25 protein-coding genes and 1 pseudogene are annotated in these 24,591 nt (G+C 66.8%); 15 read left to right on the top strand and 11 right to left on the bottom strand.

Going from position 1 to position 24,591, the window contains the following annotated elements; translation table 11 throughout:
* From DQG17_RS07965 to DQG17_RS07950, 4 genes and pseudogenes are all read left to right on the top strand, one after another.
* The gene (locus DQG17_RS07965; RefSeq protein WP_116132167.1) at window positions 1-2,019 is read left to right on the top strand and encodes a ParB N-terminal domain-containing protein; all 2,019 of its coding nucleotides are present in this window, start codon (window positions 1-3) and stop codon (window positions 2,017-2,019) included.
* 97 nt (window positions 2,020-2,116) lie between these two features.
* On the top strand, window positions 2,117-3,154 hold the full coding sequence (locus DQG17_RS07960) for a toprim domain-containing protein (protein WP_116132166.1): 1,038 nt from the start codon (window positions 2,117-2,119) through the stop codon (window positions 3,152-3,154).
* A 327-nt stretch (window positions 3,155-3,481) separates the two neighbouring features.
* Window positions 3,482-4,417 carry a DUF2493 domain-containing protein gene (locus tag DQG17_RS07955; RefSeq protein WP_116132165.1) on the top strand — a complete coding sequence of 312 codons (936 nt, stop codon included), beginning with the start codon at window positions 3,482-3,484 and terminating at the stop codon, window positions 4,415-4,417.
* Window positions 4,418-4,622: 205 nt separating this feature from the next.
* Window positions 4,623-5,392: pseudogene (locus tag DQG17_RS07950) on the top strand (IS5 family transposase).
* On the opposite strand, the gene DQG17_RS07945 reads toward DQG17_RS07950, so the two are convergent.
* Window positions 5,323-5,928 (bottom strand): hypothetical protein, encoded by a 606-nt coding sequence (locus tag DQG17_RS07945; RefSeq protein WP_198666049.1) that lies wholly within the window; start codon window positions 5,926-5,928, stop codon window positions 5,323-5,325. The pseudogene DQG17_RS07950 and the gene DQG17_RS07945 sit on opposite strands and share 70 nt — an antisense overlap.
* 168 nt (window positions 5,929-6,096) lie before the next feature.
* Here DQG17_RS07945 and dusA point away from each other — a divergent pair, with 168 nt between their 5' ends.
* Window positions 6,097-7,059 carry a tRNA dihydrouridine(20/20a) synthase DusA gene (gene dusA, locus DQG17_RS07940; RefSeq protein WP_369907997.1) on the top strand — a complete coding sequence of 321 codons (963 nt, stop codon included), beginning with the start codon at window positions 6,097-6,099 and terminating at the stop codon, window positions 7,057-7,059.
* 18 nt (window positions 7,060-7,077) lie between these two features.
* Here dusA and DQG17_RS07935 read toward each other — a convergent pair whose 3' ends face one another.
* Genes DQG17_RS07935 through ccmI form a run of 3 tightly spaced genes read right to left on the bottom strand, consistent with a single transcriptional unit; the run spans window position 7,078 to window position 9,268 of the window.
* Complete coding sequence (locus tag DQG17_RS07935) at window positions 7,078-7,290, bottom strand: DUF1289 domain-containing protein (RefSeq protein WP_116132163.1); 213 nt, start codon at window positions 7,288-7,290, stop codon at window positions 7,078-7,080.
* Window positions 7,287-7,763 (bottom strand): Holliday junction resolvase RuvX, encoded by a 477-nt coding sequence (gene ruvX, locus DQG17_RS07930; RefSeq protein WP_116132162.1) that lies wholly within the window; start codon window positions 7,761-7,763, stop codon window positions 7,287-7,289. Before ruvX ends, DQG17_RS07935 begins: the two co-directional genes overlap by 4 nt.
* Window positions 7,760-9,268 carry a c-type cytochrome biogenesis protein CcmI gene (gene ccmI, locus DQG17_RS07925; RefSeq protein ID WP_116132161.1) on the bottom strand — a complete coding sequence of 503 codons (1,509 nt, stop codon included), beginning with the start codon at window positions 9,266-9,268 and terminating at the stop codon, window positions 7,760-7,762. The genes ruvX and ccmI overlap by 4 nt, the downstream gene beginning before the upstream one ends.
* 218 nt (window positions 9,269-9,486) lie before the next feature.
* Here ccmI and DQG17_RS07920 point away from each other — a divergent pair, with 218 nt between their 5' ends.
* The 3 genes from DQG17_RS07920 to rarD all read left to right on the top strand — a co-directional run bounded on the left by DQG17_RS07920 (window position 9,487) and on the right by rarD (window position 11,885).
* Entirely contained in the window at window positions 9,487-9,987 is a 501-nt protein-coding gene (locus DQG17_RS07920; protein WP_116132160.1) for a hypothetical protein, read from the top strand.
* 132 nt (window positions 9,988-10,119) lie between these two features.
* Entirely contained in the window at window positions 10,120-10,719 is a 600-nt protein-coding gene (locus DQG17_RS07915; RefSeq protein WP_116132159.1) for a superoxide dismutase, read from the top strand.
* A 260-nt stretch (window positions 10,720-10,979) separates the two neighbouring features.
* On the top strand, window positions 10,980-11,885 hold the full coding sequence (gene rarD, locus DQG17_RS07910; protein WP_116132158.1) for an EamA family transporter RarD: 906 nt from the start codon (window positions 10,980-10,982) through the stop codon (window positions 11,883-11,885).
* Here rarD and DQG17_RS07905 read toward each other — a convergent pair.
* The 7 genes from DQG17_RS07905 to pyrC all read right to left on the bottom strand — a co-directional run bounded on the left by DQG17_RS07905 (window position 11,807) and on the right by pyrC (window position 19,145).
* Window positions 11,807-12,382, bottom strand: coding sequence for a TIGR00730 family Rossman fold protein (locus tag DQG17_RS07905; RefSeq protein WP_116132157.1), 576 nt, complete (start codon window positions 12,380-12,382; stop codon window positions 11,807-11,809). The two genes, rarD and DQG17_RS07905, sit on opposite strands and share 79 nt — an antisense overlap.
* 253 nt (window positions 12,383-12,635) lie before the next feature.
* Complete coding sequence (locus DQG17_RS07900; RefSeq protein WP_116132156.1) at window positions 12,636-13,382, bottom strand: ABC transporter ATP-binding protein; 747 nt, start codon at window positions 13,380-13,382, stop codon at window positions 12,636-12,638.
* Complete coding sequence (locus DQG17_RS07895) at window positions 13,379-14,170, bottom strand: ABC transporter permease (RefSeq protein WP_116132155.1); 792 nt, start codon at window positions 14,168-14,170, stop codon at window positions 13,379-13,381. Before DQG17_RS07895 ends, DQG17_RS07900 begins: the two co-directional genes overlap by 4 nt.
* Window positions 14,167-15,219, bottom strand: a complete 1,053-nt coding sequence (gene alr / locus DQG17_RS07890) for an alanine racemase (protein WP_116132154.1) — start codon at window positions 15,217-15,219, stop codon at window positions 14,167-14,169. The genes DQG17_RS07895 and alr overlap by 4 nt, the downstream gene beginning before the upstream one ends.
* 277 nt (window positions 15,220-15,496) lie before the next feature.
* Window positions 15,497-17,023, bottom strand: coding sequence for a replicative DNA helicase (locus DQG17_RS07885; protein ID WP_198666048.1), 1,527 nt, complete (start codon window positions 17,021-17,023; stop codon window positions 15,497-15,499).
* Between the two features lie 285 nt (window positions 17,024-17,308).
* On the bottom strand, window positions 17,309-17,986 hold the full coding sequence (locus DQG17_RS07880; RefSeq protein ID WP_116132153.1) for an orotate phosphoribosyltransferase: 678 nt from the start codon (window positions 17,984-17,986) through the stop codon (window positions 17,309-17,311).
* Between the two features lie 115 nt (window positions 17,987-18,101).
* Entirely contained in the window at window positions 18,102-19,145 is a 1,044-nt protein-coding gene (gene pyrC / locus DQG17_RS07875) for a dihydroorotase (protein WP_116132152.1), read from the bottom strand.
* 184 nt (window positions 19,146-19,329) lie between these two features.
* On the opposite strand from pyrC, the gene DQG17_RS07870 reads away from it, so the two are divergent.
* The 7 genes from DQG17_RS07870 to ureC all read left to right on the top strand — a co-directional run bounded on the left by DQG17_RS07870 (window position 19,330) and on the right by ureC (window position 24,457).
* The gene (locus DQG17_RS07870; protein ID WP_116132151.1) at window positions 19,330-20,160 is read left to right on the top strand and encodes an urease accessory protein UreD; all 831 of its coding nucleotides are present in this window, start codon (window positions 19,330-19,332) and stop codon (window positions 20,158-20,160) included.
* 8 nt (window positions 20,161-20,168) lie between these two features.
* Window positions 20,169-20,471, top strand: coding sequence for an urease subunit gamma (locus DQG17_RS07865; RefSeq protein ID WP_116132150.1), 303 nt, complete (start codon window positions 20,169-20,171; stop codon window positions 20,469-20,471).
* Between the two features lie 6 nt (window positions 20,472-20,477).
* Window positions 20,478-21,032 carry a hypothetical protein gene (locus DQG17_RS07860; RefSeq protein WP_116132149.1) on the top strand — a complete coding sequence of 185 codons (555 nt, stop codon included), beginning with the start codon at window positions 20,478-20,480 and terminating at the stop codon, window positions 21,030-21,032.
* A gap of 96 nt (window positions 21,033-21,128) precedes the next feature.
* Window positions 21,129-21,434, top strand: a complete 306-nt coding sequence (locus tag DQG17_RS07855; RefSeq protein ID WP_116132645.1) for an urease subunit beta — start codon at window positions 21,129-21,131, stop codon at window positions 21,432-21,434.
* A 58-nt stretch (window positions 21,435-21,492) separates the two neighbouring features.
* Window positions 21,493-22,176, top strand: coding sequence for a hypothetical protein (locus DQG17_RS07850; RefSeq protein WP_116132148.1), 684 nt, complete (start codon window positions 21,493-21,495; stop codon window positions 22,174-22,176).
* A 220-nt stretch (window positions 22,177-22,396) separates the two neighbouring features.
* Entirely contained in the window at window positions 22,397-22,729 is a 333-nt protein-coding gene (locus tag DQG17_RS07845) for a hypothetical protein (RefSeq protein WP_116132147.1), read from the top strand.
* Window positions 22,730-22,747: 18 nt separating this feature from the next.
* Entirely contained in the window at window positions 22,748-24,457 is a 1,710-nt protein-coding gene (ureC, locus tag DQG17_RS07840; protein ID WP_116132146.1) for an urease subunit alpha, read from the top strand.
* Window positions 24,458-24,591: the final 134 nt, after the last annotated feature.

Raw genomic sequence — 24,591 nt, 5'->3', positions numbered from 1 at the left:
ATGACCAAGCAACAGAAGATCACTCTCAGCGCCTCGCGCGACCTCCCCTTCAACAAGCTGATGCTCAGCCAGTCGAACGTGCGCCACGTCAAGGCCGACGTGTCGATCGAGGAACTGGCCGAGGACATCGCGCGGCGGACGCTGCTCAGTTCCATCACCGTGCGGCCCGTGCTGGATGACAATGGCGCCGAGACCGGCATGTACACGATCCCCGCCGGCGGGCGGCGGTTCCGGGCGCTGGAACTGCTCGTGAAGCAGACGCGCATGAACAAGACCGCGCTCGTGCCCTGCATCGTGCGCACCGATGGGCTCGCCGAGGAGGACAGCCTTGCCGAGAACGTCCAGCGCGCGCCGCTGCATCCGCTCGACCAATTCCGCGCCTTCCAGGCGATGCGCGAGAAGGGCCGGACCGAGGAGGAGATCGCCGCGGCGTTCTTCGTCTCGGCCAGCGTGGTCAAACAGCGGCTGAAGCTCGCCGCCGTCGCGCCGTCGCTGCTCGACGCCTATGCCGAGGAGGCGATGACGCTAGACCAACTCATGGCCTTCACGGTCAACCCCGATCACGCGCGGCAGGAGCAGGTTTGGGAGGCGGTGCAGCGCCACTATTCGCGGCAGCCCTGTGAAATCCGCCGCATGCTGACCGAGGGTGCGGTGCGGGCCACGGACAAGCGGGCGCGGTTTGTCGGACTCGATAACTATGTCGAGGCCGGGGGCGAGATACTGCGCGACCTGTTCCAGCAGGACGATGGCGGCTGGCTGCAGGATGCGGCCCTGCTCGACGTCATGGTGCGCGAGAAACTGTCCGAGGAGGCGGAGACGGTGCACGCCGAGGGCTGGAAATGGGTCGAGGTCGATACCGAGTTCCCCTACGGCCACACCTTCGGGATGCGCCGGGTCCATGGCGAGGCGGTGCCGATGAGCGACGAGGAAGCCGCCAGCTACCAGGCGCTGAAGACCGAATACGACGCGCTCGAGGCCGACGAGGCACGTCCGATCCGGTTCGAGGCGGAAGACCTCGCGCTGGCAGGAGCCTTCGTCAGCATCGACAGCTCCGGGCGGCTGCGGGTCGAACGCGGCTATGTGCGGCCCGAAGACGAGCCGGTCGAGGAGGTGGAGGACACCGGCGAGGTCGCACGGGAAGCGGCGCCGGTCGAGGACTCCGACAACACCGTTGCGTCGGCCTCGGACGAGGAGGAAGAGGATGACGGCCTCAAGCCGCTTTCCGACCGCCTCGTCATGGAACTGACGGCCCATCGCACCCTGGCGCTGCGCAATGCGCTGGCCCAGGACCCGCAGGTCGCCTTCCTCGCGGCCCTGCACGCGATGGTCATGCGGCTCTTCTATCGCTACGCCGTCGACAGCTGCGTCGAGATCGAACCGCGTAACGCGGGGTTCGGATCGCAGGTGCCGGGCCTCGGCGACACGGCCTATGCGCAGGCCATCGACCAGCGTCACGAGACCTGGGCACGGAACCTGCCGAAAGCGCCAGAAGACCTCTGGGATGCGCTGACCGAGTTCGACAGCTGCAGCCGCGAGGCGCTCTTCGCCCATTGCGTGGCGATGAGTGTCAATGCCGTCCACGACCCCTATCAGCGCCGTCCGCGCGCCATCGCGCGTGCGGATGTGCTGGCCGGGATCGTTCGGCTCGACATGGCCAAGGCGGGCTGGACGGCGACGGGTGACAGCTACCTCGGCCGCGTGACCAAGGCGCGCATCCTCGAAGCCGTGCGCGAGGCGAAGGGTGAGGACGCCGCTGATCGGATCGCGGGGCTGAAGAAGGCCGAGATGGTGACCGCTGCAGAGGACTTGCTCGTCGGCACCGGCTGGCTACCCGACCCACTGCGCACGCCGCCCCTGCCGGAAGAGGACGCGCCTGAGATCGAATTGATCGACGACGCCGACACCGGCGAAGCGCAATCGGCGGAAGACGGCGGCGAACCGGCTATCGGAGATTCCGACCCCACGGGGGAAGATGATCCCGTCGCCGGTGACGCCTTCGCCCGGACTGCCGCCGAGTGACCTTCGAGCAGCATGGGATCTTTCCCCAAGGTCCAAAGTCAGGGGCCCGTCAGTCATGGCGGGCCCCTGATTTTGTCCAAACCTGTTGGAGACTGCCATGACGAGCCCCGCCACCGAGCTTTCGCACCTGCTTGCCGAGAATGCCGAAGCCGTGTGCCGCTACTATTTGCCGAGCGGCCGGAAGCAAGGTCACTACTGGCTGGTCGGCAATGTTCAGAACAATCCGGGCCGATCCATGTTCGTCCGACTGTCCGGGCCGTCATCCGGCAACCGTGCCGCTGGAAAATGGACCGATGCGGCCACGGGACAGCATGGCGACTTGCTCGATGTCATCCGCGAAACCCGCGGCTTGGTCGACTTCAAGGACGTTGCTGACGAGGCACGGCGCTTCTTGAGCCTGCCCTTGCCTGATCCACCTCGACCGCATTCTCCACGTTCCCAGCCACCAGCTGCTACCGGATCTCAGGAGGCGGCGCGGCGTCTGTTCGCGATGGGTGTTCCGATCCGCGCCACTCCAGTGGAAACCTATCTGCGCGGGCGCGGCATCGGAACGGCTGACCGAATGCCAAGCCTGCGGTTCCATTCCGCCTGTTTCTATCGGCCAGAGGGCGGCGGTTCGGTTGCACGGCTTCCGGCCATGCTCGCCGCCATCACCGATCTCGAAGGCCGCCATACCGGGACCCATCGCACCTGGCTGCGCCCGGACGGGAGCGCCAAGGCCGATATCGACACACCGCGGCGCGCAATGGGGGCTTTGCTCGGGAACGGGGTACGGTTCGGCGCGCCCGGTGACGTGCTCATCGCGGGCGAGGGGATCGAGACGGTTCTTTCCGTGCGCTCGGCTCTGCCTGAAATGCCCGCACTCGCGGCGCTGTCGTCGGGGCACCTGGCCGCCATCCGGTTTGCCGCTGGCCTGCGGCGGCTCTACGTGTTGCGTGACCGTGATCCCGCAGGCGCGGCGGCAAGGGATCGACTGCAGGCGCGCGCAGCCGAGGTTGGGATCGAGGCGCTGACTCTCACGCCGCGATTGGGCGACTTCAACGACGATCTTCGGCGCTATGGTCTGGCGGCCTTGCAAACGCGGCTGCGGCTCCACTTGCACGCCGAGGACGCCGCGCGGTTCGTGCCGGTGTGACAGGGCGGCAATCCAGCTGGCGCTGCAAGGCTCGCAGCATTGCTTTCGGAGGAGTGTCCCGTGTTGGTCCCATCCACGGAAGGGCCGGCGCGCACGGCCTTCTCAGAGGGCAGGGGGCCCACAAGCGGCACGGCCCGGCAATGGCCGCGCCCGGCTATTTTTACGCCGCGCCCGATGGGGCGCTTTGCATCGCGAGGCAAAATAGCCGGGCTTGGCCATCAAGGCCCTCGCGAAAGGCTCGGGCTGCCCGGCCGTCCCGCCCGCGGGCGCGTTCCTGCCACGAAGGCCGCGTGTGGCGCGCGGCTCCCCCGAGGATGGAAACCGCAGATGACCCTCGATCCCGAAACCGATGCCCACGAGCCGCACCACAGCACATCTTCGACCGCCCATGTCCTGACCGAACTCCAGCTCTACGGCTGGCGCCCATACGAGGATGAACCCGATCCACGCCCCTTGCCCGAGGGCAGCCAGATCGCCGGTGCCGTCGCCGATATCCTCGACGCCCTTGTCGCGACGCTTGGTGATACGCGCCTTGAACCCGATCTCGACGAACTGCTCTGGGGCGCGGTCAACCTCTTCCACCGGGCGCTGGCCCGCGCCGAGCGGCAGCTCGACGACAACGAACAGGCGCAACGCCGCCTGCAGCGGGAACAGGATGGCTCCGAGGTCAAATCCCTCGAACTCGAACGCCTGGTGGCCGAGGGGCAAAGCATGGTCGAACGGCGCACCGCGCTGGAGCTCTTTCGCGACCTCGGCGCCGAGGGCTTCGAGCATCACCTCGGCAAGCCTTGGCATCCTCGGACCGGCTCGCGCGTCAGCCATCGCAACCTGACCGCCGCGATGATCGACAGCCGGGATTTCCTCGCCGCCCGCCGCCGGGCCGAGGCGCAACTGCTTCTGCCCGAAGGTCCGAAGGTGGCCGTGACCGGCGGGGCGGATTTCAACGATCACCGTCTGATCTGGTCGCGTCTCGACCGGGTACATTCCAAGCACCCGGACATGGTGCTGCTCCACGGAGGATCACCAAAGGGCGCGGAACTCATCGCCTCCCGCTGGGCAGATCACCGCAAGGTGCCGCAGGTCGCCTTCCGGCCCGACTGGACGAAGCACGGCCGCTCGGCCCCGTTCAAGCGCAACGATGCGATGCTGGACGTTCTGCCGATCGGAGTGTTGGTCTTCCCGGGCACCGGGATCCAGGAGAACCTCGCCGACAAAGCGCGCAAGCTGGGCATCCCGGTCCTGAAGCACGACGGCGGCGCGTGAGTGCCGCTTCTCGACTCGACATGCACAACACGCAACCGCTACGTAGACCGGACATTCATGCACATCGCAGAAAGCTGCCGGTTCCAGCCCAAAATACTGATCTTCAGTGTCGCAGCTAAAGGCTGCTTTTAGGGTCAGGACCCATTGATCTGCTTGAGGCCGCCCGGCCTGCGTGATTCAAGCTCCCGGACTGACGGGGGTGATGATGAGCAACCTTTTCTGGCTGACCGATGCGCATATGGAGCGGCTGAAGCCGTTCTTTCCGAGGAGCCACGGGAAGCCTCGGGTCGATGACCGGCGTGTGCTGAGTGGAATAATATTCATCAATCGCAATGGATTGCGGTGGTGTGATGCTCCCCGGGAGTATGGCCCGCCCAAGACCCTTTACAACCGATGGAAGCGGTGGGGCGACATGGGAGTTTTCGCCCGGATCATGATGGGGCTGGCGTCCGAAGGCACCGAAGAAAAGACGGTCATGATCGACGCGACGTATCTCAAGGCGCACCGCACGGCCTCCAGCCTGCGGGCAAAAAAGGGGGGTCCGACGACAAGCGCGGGCGCTTGATCGGGCGAACGAAGGGCGGTCTGAACACGAAGCTGCACGCTGTCACGGACGCCAAGGGCCGCCCCTTGAGGTTCTTCATGACCGCGGGCCAGGTCAGCGACTATACCGGCGCGGCGGCGCTCTTGGGCAGCCTGCCCGCCGCCGATTGGCTGATCGCCGATCGGGGCTACGACGCCGACTGGTTCAGGGATGCGTTGAAAGACAAGGGAATACGTCCGTGCATCCCGGGCCGGAAGTCGCGTGGCAAGGCCATCCGCTACGACAAGCGCCGTTACAAAAGGCGCAACCGGATCGAGATCATGTTCGGCAGGCTGAAGGACTGGCGCCGCATCGCCACCCGCTACGACAGGTGCCCCAAAGTCTTCCTGTCCGCCATCGCCCTCGCCGCAACCGTCATGTTCTGGCTTTGACGATCAATGAGTCTGGAACCTAGCTTCTTCGCGACAATCATCGCATTGCGCATCGCGCGCTCGTCTAGCGGATAGTTCCAGGCCGGACCGGCGACAGTCAAGACTGCGCTGAGATGAGACAGGTAGTTCGACACGGTTTGCGGCGAGACACCGGTATTCAGCTTCTCCTTGGCGAAGCTCACAATGTCGGCGCTGTCTATCTGGGCACACAGCTTGTTCGCGATATCGAACTCCTTGATGCTTTTCAGCACCTGCGCCTTGGTCCGACCAATTGCCTTCGCGCTGTCTTCGACATATTTGTCGATGGCGTCGCCGAGGGTCACTTCGCGGCGGCGTGTCTCTCCGATGGGCAGATTTTCAAGGGCGCCGGGCTTGGCGAGGTCCTTCTCGCGCTTCTCGATCCAGGCTGCGGCGGTCGAGCGCAGCTCGAATGTGCGGTTTTCGCGCCAGACGGTTTTTCCAGCCCGCCGAACGGCGATCTGGGCAAGCCAGGAGGCCGTGCCGTCTTTGCGCTTTCGCTTGATGATGGTACCCATGGGGTTACAACATTTGGCCCAAGTTACAACATTTATTGTAAATCCTACCCGAAATGGGCGCAATTTACAACAAATGAGACAGGAACGGGCTTGAGGATTGAGCGATAAATGGCTGATAAAAATAAAAAATCCAACAATTTCAATATGCCTGTTTTAGCCGTTGCGCCCATGATGGACTGGACCGACCGACATTGCCGGGCGTTTCATCGGCTGATGTCCTCCCAGGCGCTGCTTTATACCGAGATGGTGACCGCGCCGGCGCTGGTGCGCGGGGGCGCGCGGCATCTTCTGGCCTTTGGGGCGGGCGAGCATCCCGTGGCGCTGCAGCTTGGCGGGTCAGACCCGGCCGAACTGGCGCAGGCGGCGCGGATGGCGGTGGACGAGGGCTATGACGAGGTCAATCTCAACGTCGGCTGCCCCTCGGACCGGGTGCAGTCGGGCTGTTTCGGTGCCGTGCTGATGGAGCGTCCCGCGCTCGTCGGCGACTGCGTGGCGGCGATGATCGCGGCATCGCGTGTGCCCGTGACGGTCAAGTGCCGGATTGGTGTCGACGACCAGATCCCCGAGGAGGTGCTTCCGAACTTCCTTCAGGTGATCCGCGCGGCCGGTGTGACCCGGGTGACGATCCACGCCCGCAAGGCCTGGCTGCAGGGGCTGTCGCCCAAGGACAATCGCGAGATCCCGCCGCTCGATTATCCGCTGGTCCAGGCGATGAAGCGCGAGTTTCCCGACCTGCATATCTCGATCAACGGTGGCATCGCGACGCTCGATCAGGCGGAAGAGCAGCTTGCGGCCGGGCTTGACGGGGTAATGATCGGGCGCGCAGCCTACAACCAGCCCGCGGAGGTGCTGCTCGACGTCGACCGGCGGATATTCGGCATCGACGTGGCGCCCAAAACGGCCCTGCAGGTGGCCGAGGAGATGCGCCCCCATATTGCGCGCCATCTCGCGGCGGGCGGGCGGCTGCACGATGTGACCCGCCACATGCTGGGGCTGTTTTCCGGCCGGCCCGGCGCGCGCGCCTGGCGGCGGATCCTCAGCGAAGGCGCGGTACGGCCCGGCGCCGGGGTCGAGGTGCTGGAGGCCGCCCTGGACCCGGTGCGCCGCACCTGGGACGAAGCGGCGGCCTAGCCAGACGGCGGGATTGCGCTAGCGCCCGCTGTCGCGGCGCTCCAGCAGCGGTGCCCGTGCCGGAAGATCTGCCGTCACGTCCCGCCGTTCGTCGGGGCTCATGCGCGACCAGGTGGCAATCTCCTGCATCGTGCGAAAGCAGCCGACGCAGATCCGTGCCTCGGGGTCGATCGAACAAAGCTGCCGGCAGGGGCTTTCGATCCCGTTGATGCGTCGGATCTCGTCGCTCATCCGGTCCGCCCGAGATGGCCCAGCCGGTCGAGCAAGCCCTGCAGGATGAAGCCTGCGGCCACATGATCGATCACCTCGGCCCGTTTGCGCCGCGAGGTATCGGCCTCCAGCAGCGCGCGTTCGGCCGCCACGGTCGACAGGCGTTCGTCCCAGTAGGTGATCGGCAGGTCGGTCAGCCGTTCGAGGTTGCGGGCAAAGGCGCGGGTCGATTGGCAGCGCGGGCCTTCCGATCCGTCCATGTTGCGCGGCAGGCCAAGCACGATGGCGCCGGCCTCGCGCGCGTTCAGCAGATCGAGCAGTGCCGCCGCATCGACGGTGAACTTCTTGCGCCGGATCGTCAGCAGCGGGGTCGCGGTGCTGTGCAGCCGGTCCGACAGCGCCACGCCAATGGTCTGGGTGCCAAGGTCGAGCCCGGCGATCGCGCGCATCGACGGTAGCCGGGCGGCAAATTCCTCGACCGTCTCACAGATCATTCGGCGACGCCTGCGGCCACCGCCGCCGGCCGGATCACGTCGATCTGCGCGGGGGCGACAAAGATCGCCTGCGCCTCGGCCCAGATCTTGGCGGCCTGATCGCGGTTCCCCATGACGCCGAGCGCGCGGATCAGCTTGGCCCAGTCCTCGGGCGGGCCGCCCTCGGTCGCGAGCCTGTCGCTGAGTTGCGCGACCATCGACTGGATCATTGCGGCGCGGTCCTGCGGCGCCATCTTGGCGGCATCGTCGATGTCCTCGGCGGTGGGGCCGCGGCCATCGGGGCCGACCGTTGCCACGCCCGCCCGTTCGGCTGCGGCGCGGATCGGCGCCTGCACCGCGGGATCGGGATAGGCCGTCTGCGCCTTGGCCCAGCTTGCCGCCGCGCCGTCGGTGTCGCCCATCACGCCCTGCGACTGGATCAGCCGCGCCCATTCCTCGGGCGCGCCGCCCTCTTCGTCCAGCCGGGTCGACAGCTGTTCGACCATGGTGCGGACGAAATCCTGGCGCTCTTCCGGGGTCATGTTCTGTGCCGCGGCCATGTCGGCGGCACTCGGTCCTGCAAGGCCTGCCACAGGCGGCAGGCTGTAACGGATGCCGGCAAGCTGGGCGATGACTTCAAGCCGGTCGCGGATGATCGGGACCCAGGGCGCGTCCGGCGTGCTGTCGCGCAGCAGCGGCTCCCAGAACCCGAAGGTCAGGTCGGGGCGGCCGACCTGCAGATACATCAGCCCGACGTAATAGCGTGCCACCGGGGTCTTGGGGTCGCGTTTGAGCGCCTCGGTCAGGGCGGCATCGGCCTCGGGCGATACATTGCCGCCAGCGGCCTCGACCATCATTGCGGCCAGCGTCGAGAAATCGGCGGCGGTCGCGTCGGCGCCTTTCAGCGCGATCAGCTTCGACTGTGCGGCATGGGCGGCGGGCAGGTTGCCAAGCCGCGCCTCGTTGCGCGCCAGAAGCTCCCAGCCTTGCAACTCGTCGGGGTTTTCGGTGACGGCGGCACGAAGCTTGTCCATCAGCGCGGCGAAATCCGGGCTGAGATCCGGGGTGGGATTGGGCGGCATGCGCGCTTCGAACTCGGCCTGCGACGGGCGCTCGGCGCGCAGCTGCTCGGCCTCGGACAGGCGCAGGGCGATCGGCTGGTCGGGATAGCCCGGCGCCCCGATGCGGCCATAGATCAGAAAGCTGCCAAAGATCACCGCAAGCCCCGCCGCTGCAGCGACGGCGAGGGTCAGCCTGCGTGGCGCCCGGCCGACCGTGCGATGACCCAACCGGTCGGCATCGAGGATACGGCGCTTGATTTCGGTGCGCAGCCTTTCGGCCTCGTCGTCGGTGATCAGGCCGCGGGCAAGATCGCGGTCGACCGTCTGCAACTGGTCACGATAGATCCGGATACCGGATTCCTCGGCGCTGTCTTCGATCTCATCCCTGCGCGGCCGCAACATCACACCGGCGATGGCGAGCGTTGCGATCAGCGCCATCAGGCCCGAAAGGATCCAGAAACTCATGCGCCCTCACTCGTGTCAGATCATGGGTGCCTTCCACTTATGTGGAATCGCCGCGGGCGCAACCCCCACTTTCAGGGCGCCAACCCGCCGAGCCTGCGGCAGGGACTTGCCGATCCCGGGTCGCGGCCCGGTCGCCGGGGCTGGCATGGGCGGCCGGCCTGCTGGTATCCTGACGACGCCCCCTGACTGCGTGGGGGCCGCGCATGCAAGGGACCGCAATGAGTTTTGATGCCATGCACCACACCCGGGCGTTCCCGGACGCCCCGGGAAACCAGACAGGCGCACGGGGCGTGACGCGCTATCTCCACCGGTTCGGCAGGGCGACGGCGCTGCTTGGGCTGTGCGTCTGGGTCACAGGCTCGCTCGCCAGTTTCTACGTCGGTGACGCGTCGATGTTCCAGCGCTTCGGATCGCTCGGTTCGGCGGTTGCGGTGCTGCTGTTTACCGACCGGCTGACCCGGATCGAATTGTCGCGCCAGCGGACGGTCGAGCGGCTGTTGCACGAATTCGGGGTCGAGATGGAGCAGCTGAAGGCCGGCGCCGATCCGCGCGACATTCCGCGCAGGGGCTATGTGATCGACTTCCTGACCGAAGAGCGCAAGTTCGACCAGTTGCGCGGCAGCGCCGGCCGCTGGGGCATGCTGAACACCGCCCTGCTGACCCTTGCGACCCTGCAATGGGGCTTTGGCGATCTGTTCTTCCTCGCCTATCTGCAGTGAGCTTTGCGGCCGGGGCCGGCGCCGGTCGCGCCTCTGGCCCGGGGTGCCACTTTGCCGCCCGAGCCTTGACGTATTGCCGGACCGCCTTCAGATACAGGGGCAGGAGAAACGCCGAAAACAAGGATTAGCCCCATGGCCTTCGAACTTCCCGACCTTCCCTATGCCCACGATGCGCTTGCAGCCCAGGGCATGAGCAAGGAAACGCTGGAATATCACCATGACCTTCACCACAAGGCTTATGTCGACAACGGCAACAAGCTGATTGCCGGCACCGAGTGGGAAGGCAAGTCGGTCGAAGAGATCGTCGTCGGCACCTATGACAAGGGCGCCGTTGCCCAGAACGGCATCTTCAACAATGCGTCGCAGCACTGGAACCACACCCAGTTCTGGGAGATGATGGGTCCGGGCGGCACCGCGATGCCGGGCGAGCTGGAAAAGGCGCTGGTCGAGTCCTTTGGCGCCATCGACAAGTTCAAGGAGGCCTTTGCCGCCGCAGGCGCCGGGCAGTTCGGCTCGGGCTGGTGCTGGCTGGTGAAGGACACCGATGGCAGCCTGAAGGTCACCAAGACCGAGAACGGGGTCAACCCGCTCTGCTTCGGCCAGACCGCGCTGCTGGGCTGCGACGTGTGGGAACATTCCTATTACATCGACTTCCGCAACAAGCGTCCCGCCTACCTGTCGAACTTCCTCGACAAGCTGGTCAACTGGGAAAACGTCGCTTCGCGGATGTGATCGCAGGCGTCGTCCTGCAATCCTGACTGGATGCACCCCGCGGTTCCGGAATGGGCCGCGGGGTGTTTTGCGTTTTGCAGGTGTGTTTCCCAAAGGACCGAGGTTTCGGCCTTTATCCCGGATGCGGGGTGGCGGCGAGCGTGGGGCGGCGGGGCAAGGCATCCCGCGCCTCGGTGCTTGACCTCGGACGGCTTCGGGCCTTTTGTCTGCGGATCGGGACGGCTGTGGGGCCGGCGGCCGGATCTGGATCGGGGCAGGGAATGAGCGAGGCACGGCGCGGCCTGCTGGCGATGGGCACGGCAAGCTGCATCTGGGGATTGAGCCCGCTGCTGTTCCGGCAGCTTTCGGCCGTGGCGCCGGGCGATGTCGTGGCCTGGCGCATGTTGTGGACGCTGGTCTTCTTCGCGCTGGTCCTCGGTTCCCGGGGCCGGCTGGGCGAGATTGCGGCGCTGCTGCGGTTCAGCCCGCTGCGGGTGGCGGGTGCGGCGGCGATGATCTCGACCAACTGGTTCGTCTTCGTGCTGGCGGTGCAGAACGGGCACGCGATCCAGGCGAGCCTTGGATATTTCATCTTTCCGCTGGTTGCGGTGCTGCTGGGCGCGGTGGTCTATCGCGAGCGGCTGGCGGCGGTGCAATGGATTGCGGTGGCGCTGGCCGGGCTTGCCGTGGCGCTGCTGACGCTGGGGCTTGGCGTGGCGCCGGGGATCGCGCTGATCCTTGCCACGACCTTCGGGCTGTATGGCCTGATCAAGAAGGGGGTACGGGCCGGCGGCATGGTCTCGGTTGCGGCCGAGGCGACGCTGCTGGCGCCGCTGGCGCTGTTCTGGCTGGGCGGGGATCTTGTGTCGGGCCGGCCGCTGCCGTCCCCGGGCGACATGGCGCTGCTGGTGCTTGCCGGGGTCGTGTTTACCGGCGTGCCGCTGCTGTTGTTCTCGTTTGCCGCGCAGCGTCTGCCGATGGCCAGCGTGGGGTTGATACAGTACTTGAACCCGACGCTTCAATTCCTTGTTGCGACACTGATCTTTCGCGAGTTCTTCACGCTCTGGCACGCCGCCGCCTTTGGCCTGATCTGGCTGGCGCTGGCGCTTTATTCGGTCAGCACGCTGCGCGCCGAGGCGGCACTCCGCAGCAGCGCGAGCAGCGCCGGGACGTCGGGCACTGTCTGAACGAAATCGAGCACCGACTTCTCGGCAAAGCCCTGGGCCACGACATGGTCGAGCAGCGTGATCAGTGGCGCCCAGTAGCCGGCGATGTCGAGCAGCACGATCGGCTTGGCATGAAGCCCGAGTTGCGCCCAGGTCAGCGCCTCGAAGAACTCATCGAGGCTGCCGGCGCCGCCCGGCAGTACCACGATGGCGTCGGCGTTCATGAACATGACCTTCTTGCGCTCGTGCATCGTCTCGGTGACGATGAAGGTCGAGAGATCGCGCTTGCCGACCTCGCGCTCGAACAGGTGCACCGGGATTACCCCGAAGGTGTTGCCACCGCCGGCCTGGGCGCTGCGCGCCACCCGCCCCATCAACCCGATGTCGCCCGCGCCATAGATGAGCCGCCAGCCTTCGGCCGCGATGGAAACGCCGAGCAGTTCGGCGGCATCGGCATAGGAGGGCACGACGCCGTCGCGCGAGCCGCAATAGACACAGACGGAAAACGGTTGGGACATGGGGCGAGACCTTGAAGACGCGGGAACCGTGGGTCGTGATACAGGGCAGCGGCGGGCGGCTCAAGGCACGGGATGCCGCGATGTGGTGGTCCCTCTGGCCGTACCGTGGGGGTGCGGAGAGGCTGGCAGAGGTGGGGGCGCTGCCCCCGTCGCGACCGGGGCCGCGACTCCCCCGGGATATTTCCGAACAGAAGAAGATCGGGCGCGCGCAGGTATTCGGGGGGCGCGACGGGCGTCGGCGCGACAGGGCGCGTCAGCGCAGGGTCTCGATCGGGCCTTCGGCGCGGCCGTGGATGAACTGCTGCACATAGGGATCGTCGCAACCGTCCATCTCGCCCACGGTGCCGGTCCATTTGATCACCCCGTCGTGCAGCATGGCGACGTCGTCGGCGATGGCGCGGACGCTCGACATGTCGTGGGTGATGGTGATGGCGGTTGCTCCCATCTCGACCACGATCTCGCGGATCAGGTCGTTGATCACGCCGGCCATGATCGGGTCGAGTCCGGTCGTCGGTTCGTCGAAGAAGATGATCGAGGGATCCGCGGCAATCGCGCGGGCCAGGCCGACGCGCTTCTGCATGCCGCCCGAAAGCTCGGCCGGGAACAGATCGGCGGTCTCGGGGCCGAGTCCGACGCGGCGCAGTTTCTCGATCGCGATGGCGCGGGCCTCGGAATGTGGGCGTTTCTGGTGGCCGCGCAACAGGCGGAAGGCGACGTTTTGCCAGACCGGCAGGCTGTCGAACAGGGCGGCCCCCTGGAACAGCATGCCGAAGCGGGACAGGAACGCCTCGCGGTCGCCGCGGCCCATGCGTTGGCCGGCGACGACGATGGTGCCTGCGTCGGGCTCGACGAGGCCGAGGATGCATTTCAGCGTCACCGACTTGCCGGTGCCGGATCCGCCGATGATGACCATGCTTTCGCCCTGCGGCACCTCGAGGGTGACACCGCGCAGAACCTTCTTGCCACCGAAGGCCTTGTGGACGTTGTCGAGTTTGATCATGCGGAAAAGAAGATCTCGGTCAGGAGGTAATTGGAGGCGAGGATCAGCACCGAGGCCATGACCACGGCCTGTTTTGTCGCCTTGCCGACGCCCTGGGCGCCGCGGCCGGAGTTCATGCCGTGATAGCAGCCCATGAGCGCGATGATGAAGCCGAAGACCGCCCCCTTGAGCAGGCCCGAGGTCACGTCCCAGGGTTCGAGGAAATCGGCCGTGTTGGTGAGATAGACCGACGAGTTGAAGCCGAGCCGCGAGGTGCCGACCAGCCAGCCGCCCATGATGCCGATGGCATCGCCCACTGCGACCAGCACCGGCAGCGACAGCGTGGCGGCCAGAACCCGCGGCGTGGCGAGGTATTTCAGCGGGTCGGTCGAGAGCGTGACCAGTGCGTCGATCTGTTCGGTCACCTTCATGGTGCCGATCTCGGCCGCGATCGAGGAGGCGACGCGGGCCGCGACCATGAGCGCGCCGAGCACGGGACCGAGTTCGCGCACCATGCCGATGGCGACAATGGCGGGCACCACCGATTCGGCGCTGAACCGCGAGCCGCCGGCATAGATCTGCAGCGCCAGCGCGCCGCCGGTGAACACCGCGGTCAACCCGACGACGGGCAGCGAAAGCCAGCCGATCGACAGCAGCGCCCGGGCGAATTCGCGGAAATAGAACGGCGGGCGGACCAGGTGCGACACCACCGCGAGCGTATAGAGCACAACCCGCCCGAGCGCGCCGAGCCCGGCCAGCACCGGGCGACCGAGTGCGGCAAGGGGCCGGGTCAGGATGGCTGCGTTCACGCCGGAGCCCCGCCGATGCTCTGCCGCAGATAGCGGGCTCCGAGCGAGGTCAGGACCTCGTAGCCGATGGTGCCCGCCGCGCGCGCCAGATCGTCGACGCCCTGTTCGGCGCAGATCAGATCGAGGCTGGACGGGATATGGTTCAGCCCGCCGATGTCGACGGTGATCAGATCCATCGAGACCCGGCCAACCAGCGGGCAGGGCGTGCCTTCGGCGTAGAATGTGGCGTTGTTCGACAGCGTCCGGAACAATCCGTCGGCATAGCCCGCGGCGACAGTCGCGATCAGCGTTTCGGTGTCGGCCTGCCAGGTGGCGTTATAGCCCACCTTCTCGCCCGGGGCGACGAGGCGGGTCTGGATCACCGGCAGCGACAGCGTGACCACGCCGGTAGCCCCGGCAAAGGGCAGCCCGCCGTAAAGGCCGATACCGGGGCGGGTGAGGTCGAAGTGATACGCGGGGCCGAGCAGGATGCCGCCCGTGGCCGAAAGCGAGCGCGGCACACCGATGCCGTCGGTCATGTGGTGGAAGGCGGCGAGCTGGTCGGCGTTCTGCGGGCTGTCGGGCTCGTCGGCGCTGGCCAGATGGCTCATCAGAAGCTTCGGTCCCTGGGGCAGCGCGAGTTCTGCGACCGCCGCCCATTCGCCGGGTTCGAGCCCGAGCCGGTTCATCCCGGTGTCGAGCTGGATGCCGAAGGAATGGCCCGGCAGCGCCTCGAAATGGCGGGTCAACTGGTCGATGGAATTCAACAGCGGGATCAGGTCGAGATCGCCGATCATCTCGGTGTCGCCAGCCATGTGGCCGCCGAGCACGTAGATTGCGGGACCGCGCCCCAGCGCCTGGCGCACCGCGGCACCTTCCTCGGCCACCGCGACGAAGAAGCTGCGCGCCCCGGCGCGGGCCAGCGCCCGGGCGACCCGGGCCGAGCCAAGGCCATAGCCGTCGGCCTTGACGACTGCGCCGGTTTCGGTCGCGGCGGATGATATGCGGTCGAGCGCTTGCCAGTTCGCGGCGAGGGCATCGAGGTCGATGGTGATTGTACCGGTAGCCATGGCACGGTTCTGACAATCCGGCGCGGGACGTCAAGGGGAAAGCGGTGCAAGGCGGGGTTGTGGCGGCGGATGCGGCGGCCCGGGGCGGCCCGGAGCGGTTTGGAAGGACTGCGGGCAAGCGCCGGGCTCGGGCGGCGCTGCCGTCGCCGCGCGACGCTCTCCGGTCTCCGGTCTTGCGACCGAAGACGCCATAGGCGGGGGGTGGTTTCGCCACGGGGCTGTGGCGTGTCCCGGTTGCCCGGCGGGACGAGCGCGCCTCAGACGGCGCGCCCGTGCCTCAATATCCCTCGACCGCGCCCTGCTGCCAGGCCTGCACGAGGTTGCCGAAGCGGGTGAACCGGCCCTCGAAGCTCAGCTCGACATTGCCGATCGGGCCGTGACGCTGCTTGCCGATGATGACCTCGGCGCGGCCGTGCTGGCGTTCCATGTCTTCCTGCCACTTTGCCATCGCCTCGAGGTTGTCCTCGGAGGGCTTCTCGCGTTCCTTGTAGTACTCGCCGCGGTAGACGAACATCACCACGTCGGCGTCCTGTTCGATCGAGCCCGACTCGCGCAGGTCCGACAACTGCGGGCGCTTGTCGTCGCGGTTCTCGACCTGGCGCGACAGCTGCGACAGCGCCACGACCGGGATGTCGAGTTCCTTGGCGATGGCCTTCAATCCTTGCGTGATCTCGGACACCTCATTGACGCGGTTGTCCTTGGCCGAGGCGGGCCGCACCAGCTGCAGGTAGTCGACGAACAGCACGTCGAGCCCGTGGGTCCGCTTCAGCCGGCGGGCGCGGGCAGCGAGCTGGCTGATCGGCACCGCGGGGGTATCGTCGATGTAAAGCGGGCAAGCCTCGAGCGTCTTGGCGGCCGAGACGAAGCGGCGGAACTCCTCTTCGGTCATGTCGCCGCGGCGGATCTGTTCGCTCGGCACTTCGGCGGCCTCGGACAAGACCCGCGCGGCCAGCTGTTCGGCCGACATCTCGAGCGAGAAGAAGCCGACGACACCGCCGTTCACGGTGCCTTCGCTGCCATCGGGCAGGGTGCCACGGCGATAGGATTTCGCGATGTTGAAGGCGATGTTGGTCGCAAGCGAGGTCTTGCCCATCGAGGGACGCCCGGCAAGGATCAGCAGGTCCGAGCGGTGCAGGCCGCCAAGCTTCTTGTCCAGATCGTCGAGCCCGGTCGAGAGCCCTGCCAGCCCGCCGTCACGCTGATAGGCGGCATAGGCGACCTCGACCGCGTCGGTGACCGCGCGCAGAAAGCTCTGGAACCCCTGTTCGGTGCGGCCGTCCTCGCCGAGCTTGTAAAGCGCCTGTTCCGCCTCGACGATCTGTGCCTTGGGTTCCGAGGCGACATCGACATTGGCGGCCTTCGCCGAGATGTCGCGGCCGAGCGCGATCAGCTCGCGCCGGATCGCCAGGTCATAGACGATCTGGGCATAGTCGCGGGCCGCAAAGCTTGCGATCGCAGCGCCCGCAAGCTTGGCCAGATAGGCCGGCCCGCCAAGTTCGCGCAGCCCGGCGTCATCCTCGAGGAAGGATTTCAGCGTCACCGGGGTCGCCTGCATGTTCTTGACGATCCGGGTGCTCGCAACCTCATAGATGCGGGCATGAACGGGGTCGAAGAAATGTTCGGCCGAAAGAATGGACGCGACCCTGTCGTAGATATCGTTGTTGGTCAGGATCGCGCCCAGCAGCTGCTGCTCGGCCTCGATGTTGTGCGGCAGGAGATCTTCTATCCCCTTGCCGTCACTGCCCGCGGTCGCCTGTGCTGCCAGTCCCGTCGCGGCCCCCCGGAGTGCCATCACGTCGTTCATTTTCGCTGCCCGTTATTTGTTCCCGCGGTCATAGCCAGAGCCGATCGGCAGGGTCAAAATGTATAACCCTGTGGATAGCCTGTGGGTGATCGCATTTTGGCCCATATTGGGGCAAGCGGTCTGAGAAATCCAATATTTAGTTGGCACGCGCATTGGCGCTCTGGGGAAAAGGCCACTGCCGCCGCGCCGCAGCGGGCCCCGACCCGCGTCGGCGATGCGCGGATGCCCAAGGAAGCGGCAGAGCTGCGGGGCCGCCGCGCCGGATTTTCCGGCGAATCGTCGCTCTCACCGGCCGCGGGCGGCCTGCCAGGCCCGCGGGTCGGTCAGGAAGGCTTCGACCTCGGAAAGCGTCTCGGGATCGAAGGCGTGGCGGCGTCGCGCCTCGGCCAGCACATCGTGCCAGGTGCAGAGATAATGCAGCCCGATGCCAAGCGCGCCGAGCGTTTCGGCCGTTTCCGGGAAGATGCCGTAATAGAAGATCACCGCCGTGTGGTTGCATGTGGCCCCGGTCTCGCGGATCGCATCGACGAAGCTGACCTTCGATCCGCCGTCGGTGGTCAGGTCCTCGACCAGAAGCACCCGGTCGCCTTCGCCCATCACGCCCTCGATGCGGGCATTGCGGCCATAGCCCTTGGGCTTCTTGCGGACATAGGTCATGGGCAGGCCCATGCGTTCGGCCACCAGCGCGGCAAAGGGGATGCCCGCCGTCTCGCCGCCCGCAATGTTGGTGAAGGCCTCGAACCCCGCCTCGCGCAGGACCTTGGCGGTCAGGAAATCCATCAGCGTGGCGCGGATGCGCGGATAGGAGATCAGCTTGCGGCAGTCGATATAGGTCGGCGAGGGCAGGCCCGAGGCCAGCGTGAAGGGTTCTCTGGCGTTGAAATGCACCGCCCCGATCTCCAGCAACATGCCGGCCGCGATCCGGGCCATGGTTGCGTCATCAGGATGCGTCGTCGGAATCATGGGGCCCCCTCGCGTCTTCTTCTGTTCAAAAATATCCCCGCCGGAGGCGAAGATCTTTCGGTCCGGCGTCAGGTATCGTGCTTCCGGCGGGCCTACTTCAGCCGCGGGGAAAAAACTAGACTCTCTCGATGCGCCAAAGGACTGGCGTTCCCGGATCGAACACGACGATCGGACCATCCGCACTCTCGATCTCGGCCGGGAAGGCAACGGGCGCGCCCTTTGTCAGCGTGATCGTGGCTTCGTTCGGGGGCAGCCGATAAAACGCCGGGCCGTTCAGCGAAGCGAAGCCCTCGAGCCTGTCGAGCGCGCCCGCATCCTCGAACACCTGCGCGAGGCAGGCCATGGTGACAGGGGCCGAAAACACACCGGCGCAGCCGCAGGCCGATTCCTTGGTGGCGCGGGTGTGGGGCGCGCTGTCGGTCCCGAGGAACACGCGCTCAAACCCCGAGGTCGCGATCTCGACCAGGGCGGCCCGGTGGCTCTCGCGCTTGGCGACGGGCAGGCAATAGAAATGCGGCTTGATCCCGCCGACCAGGATGTGGTTGCGGTTGATCATCAGGTGATGCGTCGTGATCGTGGCGCCCAGATCCGGCCCGCCCGCGCGGACATAGCCGCAGGCATCCGCGGTGGTGATATGTTCCATGATCACCCGCAGGCCCGGCGTGCGGCGGCGGATCGGGTCGAGCACGCGGTCGATGAACACCGCCTCGCGGTCGAAGATGTCGATATCGGGGTCGGTCACCTCGCCATGCACACAAAGCGGCACACCGGCCTCGGCCATTGCCTCGAACACGCCCTGAACCTTGTCCATGTCGCGCACGCCCGAGGCGGAATTCGTGGTTGCACCCGCAGGATAGAGCTTTACCGCCGTCACCAGACCCGCGGCATGGGCCGCAACGATATCGGCCGCGTCGGTCTGCTCGGTCAGGTACAGCGTCATCAGGGGGGCAAAATCCGCGCCCTCGGGCAGGGCCGCAAGGATCCGGTCGCGGTAGGCCGCGGCCGCGGCCGCGGTGACGACCGGCGGCACCAGGTTCGGCATGATGATGGCACGGCCGAAATCGCGGGCGGTTTCGGGCAGGACAGCGCGCAGCACGGCGCCGTCGCGCAGGTGCAGGTGCCAGTCGTCGGGGCGGCGGAGCGTCAGGGTCTGGGTCATGGCCTCGCCGGCTTAGCCGAGGTCCGGCGGCATTGCCAGACCGTTGCCGGTGGCACGCCGGGGGTCTTGATGCCGCGAAAACCGGCGATGCGCGGAAAAATGCGCAGAACCTCGCTCGGCCCGGGATATGCTGCATTGCAGCATCGTCGCTCCCGGGCTAGTGTCGCTGGCAACAGGAGCGCCAATGTTCGACCTCGCCCAACCTTCGACCCGACTGCAACGCGCCCGCGGCCGCGCCGAACTGGGTCTCAGTCTGCGCGGCGGGCGCACGCGGCTTGACCATCTGCACCAGTCGGGCTGTGCCAAGCTGATGCTGCCGCGTGCCGGGACCGAGGGCGTGCCCGAAGCGGTGTTCCTGAACACTGCGGGCGGGCTGACGGGCGGCGACCGGCTGGAGCTGAAGATCACGCTCGGCGCCGGCGGTCAGGCGATGGCGACGACCCAGACGGCCGAGCGGATCTATGCGTCCTCGGGGGGCGCGGCCGAGGTCGCGACCGGGATCGAGCTTGGGGCGGGGGCGCGGTTTGCCTGGCTGCCGCAGGAGACGATCCTTTACGACACTGCGGCGCTCTCGCGCGCGACGGTGGTGCGGATGACGGGCGCGGCGCAGCTGGTGATCTGCGAAACACTGGTGCTGGGGCGTGCCGCCATGGGCGAGACGGTGCAGCACCTGGCGCTGAGCGACCGGCGCGAGGTCTGGCGGGACGGTCAGCCGGTGCTGGTCGATCCGGTCAGGATCGACGCGGCCTGGCTTGCGCGGCGCGAAAACCCGGCGTTACTTGGAGGCGCACGGGCTGTCGGAATGCTGGCGCTTGTGGCCGATGGCGCCGAGGATGGCCTGGGCGCAGTCCGGGGGCTGCTGGCCGAAGAGGGCGTTGCCGCGCAGGCATCGGCCTGGGACGGGCGGCTTCTCCTACGGGCGCTTGCGGTCGATGCCTGGCCGCTGAGGCGGATGATGGTGCGTGTGTTGACACATCTCAGGGGCGCGGCGGTGCCGCGCGTCTGGCAGAACTGAGGGAAGAAATGAACCTGACACCGAGGGAGAAGGACAAGCTTCTGGTCAGCCTTGCGGCGATGGTCGCCCGTGGCCGGCTGGAGCGCGGGGTGCGGTTGAACCACCCCGAGGCGATCGCGCTGATCACCGATTTCGTGGTCGAGGGCGCCCGCGACGGCCGGTCGGTCGCCGAACTGATGGAGGCTGGCGCCAGAATCGTCGCGGCCGACCAATGCATGGAAGGGATCTCCGAGATGATCCACGAGGTGCAGGTCGAGGCGACCTTCCCCGACGGGACCAAGCTGGTCACCGTTCATCATCCGATCCGGTAGGCGCAGATGCTCTGGAGCTTCCTTTTCTCACTGCTGGCCGGGGCGCTGACGATCCCCTGCCAGCCGCTGGTCCGGGCCGGGGTCCGTCGCATCGACGATGCCGACCTCAAGCTCGACGCGATGGAGCTGCGGATCCTGACCTTCGGGCTGCTGCTGCTGGTGGCCGCGGCGCTCACGGCGATTATCGGGGCCGACAGTTCCGCCTACATGGCTGTGGCGGGCGGGCTGATCGGCTATTTCGCCTATGAGTTTGTGCTGCGGCTTCGCGCCGAGGGCCGGATGTCGGCTGATGACGACAACGGGGGCGTCTATTCCTCGGGCTATGACGCCGTGCCGGGGCAGACCTCGGGGCATCTGCGTGACGGCGGTGCAGGCGTGCGCCGGACGGCGCCGTCCCGGACCGAGATCGACGACCCCTCGGTGCTCTATTCCGAAAGCCCGGGCACCGGCGGCACCGCGTCGCTGGCGGCGGGGGACGATCCGCGGACCGCGCGGCTGCGGGCGGTGACCCAGACCATGCGCAAGGGCGGCGGGCCCGGCGTCGAAGACGACCGCCGCTGACGGATGCCGGCAATCGGCGCGGTGGAAAGCAGGGGGCAGCGCGGCGGGATACCGGCGCGGCAACGATGACGGAGAGCAAGGCCGATGGATGATCCGATGATCCCGGGACAGATCTTTTGCGCCGAGGGCGACATCGTCCTCAACGAGGGCTGTGCCGCAATCGAGCTGATGGTGGCCAACACCGGCGACCGTCCGGTGCAGGTGGGCAGCCACTATCACTTCGCCGAGGCCAACTCGGCGCTGGAATTCGACCGCGGGGCCGCACGCGGCATGCGGCTCGACATCGCCGCCGGAACGGCGGTGCGTTTCGAACCCGGTCAGCGTCGCAATGTGACGCTGGTGCCGCTGCGCGGCGCGCGCCGGGTATATGGTTTCAACCAGGCGGTGATGGGGGCTCTGTGATCCCCGGCACCGCCGCCTCCGCCGGCAGGCGGACAGGAAAGCTTCAAGGAGCAACGAGATGTTTCAATTCATGACACCGATTGACTATCTGCGCACCGGCATGGCGCTGTGGACCCGCACGACGCAACTGCAGGTCGAAATGATTCGCATGTCGGTCGGCGCGGCCGAAGGCTGGTCCGGCAAGATGGGCATGCCCGCGATGAGTGCGATGAAGGCCCGTGGCACGACAGTGCCGAAGGTCGCGGCAAAACCCGACGCAAAGCCCGAAGCAAAGCCCACAACGCCGCGCCGGACTGCAACCGTCGCAAAATTCGCCAAGCGGGCCGAGACGCCCGAAGCTGCGCCCGCCACCGTAACCAAGCTGGAAACGCCGACGGCGCCGGCCCCCGCAGCCGAGGTGGCCCCGGTCGTCGCGCCCACCGCCAAGCCTGCCGAAGTGGCCGCCCCCGAGGTCGCAACGCCGGTTGTTGACACCCCCGAGGTCGCGGCACCGGTCGACGCTGCGCCGGTCGAAACGGTAACCAGCGAACCGGCGAAAACCGATTCTGCGCCGGTCGAGCCGGCCGTCAAGGCGCCGCAGGCCGCCGCCGCACGACCGGCCGCAACGACTCGCCGCCGTACCGCAGCCAAGGCCGCGGCCCAGGGTGCCGCCGAAACGCCCAAGAAACCGGCGCCGCGCCGCCGCACAACGGCCACCAAAAGCGCCGCTCCGAAGGCTATCGACCCGAAGGACGTCAAGTGAGCGCAAACGAATTCAGGTGCCCCCTTGCGCCCGTCGATGTGAGGCTTACGTTCAGGGGGAGCATCTGGTTGTCTGAAAGTGTTCCTCATGCGTCTGCTGACCCTGATCGACCGTCTTATTGGGCTTTTGGTCCCATCTCCGCGACCTGTGCCGATTCCCATTCCTGTTCCAGTGCGCCATCCTCACGGGCCGCGGCGCTGAAGCTGTGGGAGCGGGCGTCGTGAAGCCCGTCGCACAACTTGCCGAAGACCTGTCCCGGGATCTTCTGGACACCGGGATGGGGTTATTGGCGCTTGCGCTCGAGACGCAGGAGATCATTGCCTATCGCGTCTTCGGCATGATCGGCATGCGCCCCATGGCGGTCGAGGAACTGAGCGTCATGGTCTCCGAAAAACCGCCGGCCATTGCCGCCTCGATGCTGGCGGCGGGGATGACTGCCGCCGGTGGCCAACGCCCCGATCAGATCATGGCCGCGGCCATGCATCCCTTGCGGTCCCGGACCCGGCTGAACGTCGCCCGTCTGGGCCATCCCTCCGACAGAACCGATATCTGACCTTCAAGGAGCCCCGCGATGCCCGCCCGCATTTCCCGCGCAAGCTATGCCGCGATGTATGGTCCGACCACCGGCGACAAGGTTCGGCTGGCCGACACAGATCTTGTGGTAGAGGTTGAGAAAGACCTTACAACCTATGGGGAAGAGGTAAAATTCGGCGGTGGCAAGGTGATCCGTGATGGCATGGGGCAATCCCAGGTCACGCGGGCCGACGGGGCGGTCGACACGGTCATCACCAATGCGCTGATCCTCGACGTCACCGGCATCTACAAGGCCGACGTCGGGCTGAAGGATGGCCGCATCGCCAAGATCGGCAAGGCGGGCAACCCCGATACCCAGCCCGGCGTCGACATCATTGTCGGCCCCGGCACCGAGGTGATCGCAGGGGAAGGCCGGATCCTGACCGCTGGCGGATTCGATTGCCACATTCACTTCATCTGTCCGCAACAGATCGAGGATGCGCTGCATTCGGGTGTCACCACGATGCTGGGCGGCGGCACGGGCCCCGCGCATGGCACGCTGGCGACCACCTGCACCCCCGGGCCCTGGCATCTTGCGCGCATGCTGCAGGCGCTCGACGCCTTCCCGATGAACATCGGGCTGTCGGGCAAGGGCAACGCCAGCCAGCCCGCCGCACTGGTCGAGATGGTGCGCGCCGGTGCCTGTTCGCTGAAGCTTCACGAGGACTGGGGGACTACCCCGGGCGCCATCGACTGCTGCCTGTCGGTTGCGGACGACATGGACGTGCAGGTGATGATCCACACCGACACGCTGAACGAAAGCGGCTTTGTCGAGAACACCGTCGCCGCCTTCAAAGGCCGGACGATCCATGCCTTCCACACCGAAGGTGCGGGCGGCGGCCATGCCCCGGACATCATCAAGGTGGTGGGCGAGGCGAATGTCATCCCGTCCTCGACCAACCCCACACGCCCCTACACCGTGAACACGCTCGAGGAACACCTCGACATGCTCATGGTCTGCCATCACCTCGACAAGTCGATCCCCGAGGACGTGGCCTTTGCCGAAAGCCGGATCCGGAAGGAGACGATTGCGGCCGAGGACATCCTGCATGACATGGGGGCGTTTTCGATCATCTCGTCGGACAGTCAGGCCATGGGCCGGGTTGGCGAGGTCATCATCCGCACCTGGCAGACCGCCCACAAGATGAAGCAGCAGCGCGGCCGTCTGGCCGAAGAGACCGGCGACAACGACAATGTCCGCGTCAAACGCTATGTCGCCAAATACACGATCAACCCGGCGATCGCGCAGGGCATGTCGGCGCATATCGGCACGGTCGAGGAGGGCAAGCGCGCCGATCTGGTGATGTGGAATCCTGCATTTTTCGGTGTGAAGCCCGAGATGGTGCTGCTTGGCGGCAGCATTGCGGTGGCGCAGATGGGCGATCCCAACGCCTCGATCCCGACGCCGCAGCCGGTCTATTCCCGGCCGATGTTCGGTGCCTTCGGCCGGGCCGTCGAACGCTCGGCGGTGCTGTTCGTTTCGGCCGCTGCCCAGGCCGACGGGATCGGCGCGTCGCTGGGGCTGGCGAAGGACACGGTGGCGGTTTCGGGCACGCGAAGCATCGGCAAGGCCGACATGGTGATGAACGCGGCGATGCCGAAGATCGAGGTCAACCCCGAGACCTACGAGGTTCGCGCCGATGGCGAATTGCTGACCTGCGAACCGGCACGCGTCCTGCCGATGGCGCAGCGCTATTTCCTGTTCTGAGATTTCGCCAAGGTCCGGCCTGCGGCCGGGCCAAGGGCTGCCATGCGCCTTGGTGAATTTGGCTATGCACCTGTGGTGGTAGCGCTATCAGGGACAGTGGCGTAGACAGGGGCCAAGGGAGGAACACTGATTGT

Source organism: Tropicimonas sp. IMCC34043 (genome assembly GCF_003390845.1).
In the GTDB taxonomy this organism is placed as follows: domain Bacteria; phylum Pseudomonadota; class Alphaproteobacteria; order Rhodobacterales; family Rhodobacteraceae; genus Tropicimonas.
Note: the sequence above shows the minus strand (reverse complement) of the source record. Positions and strands in the feature narration are given on the sequence as shown.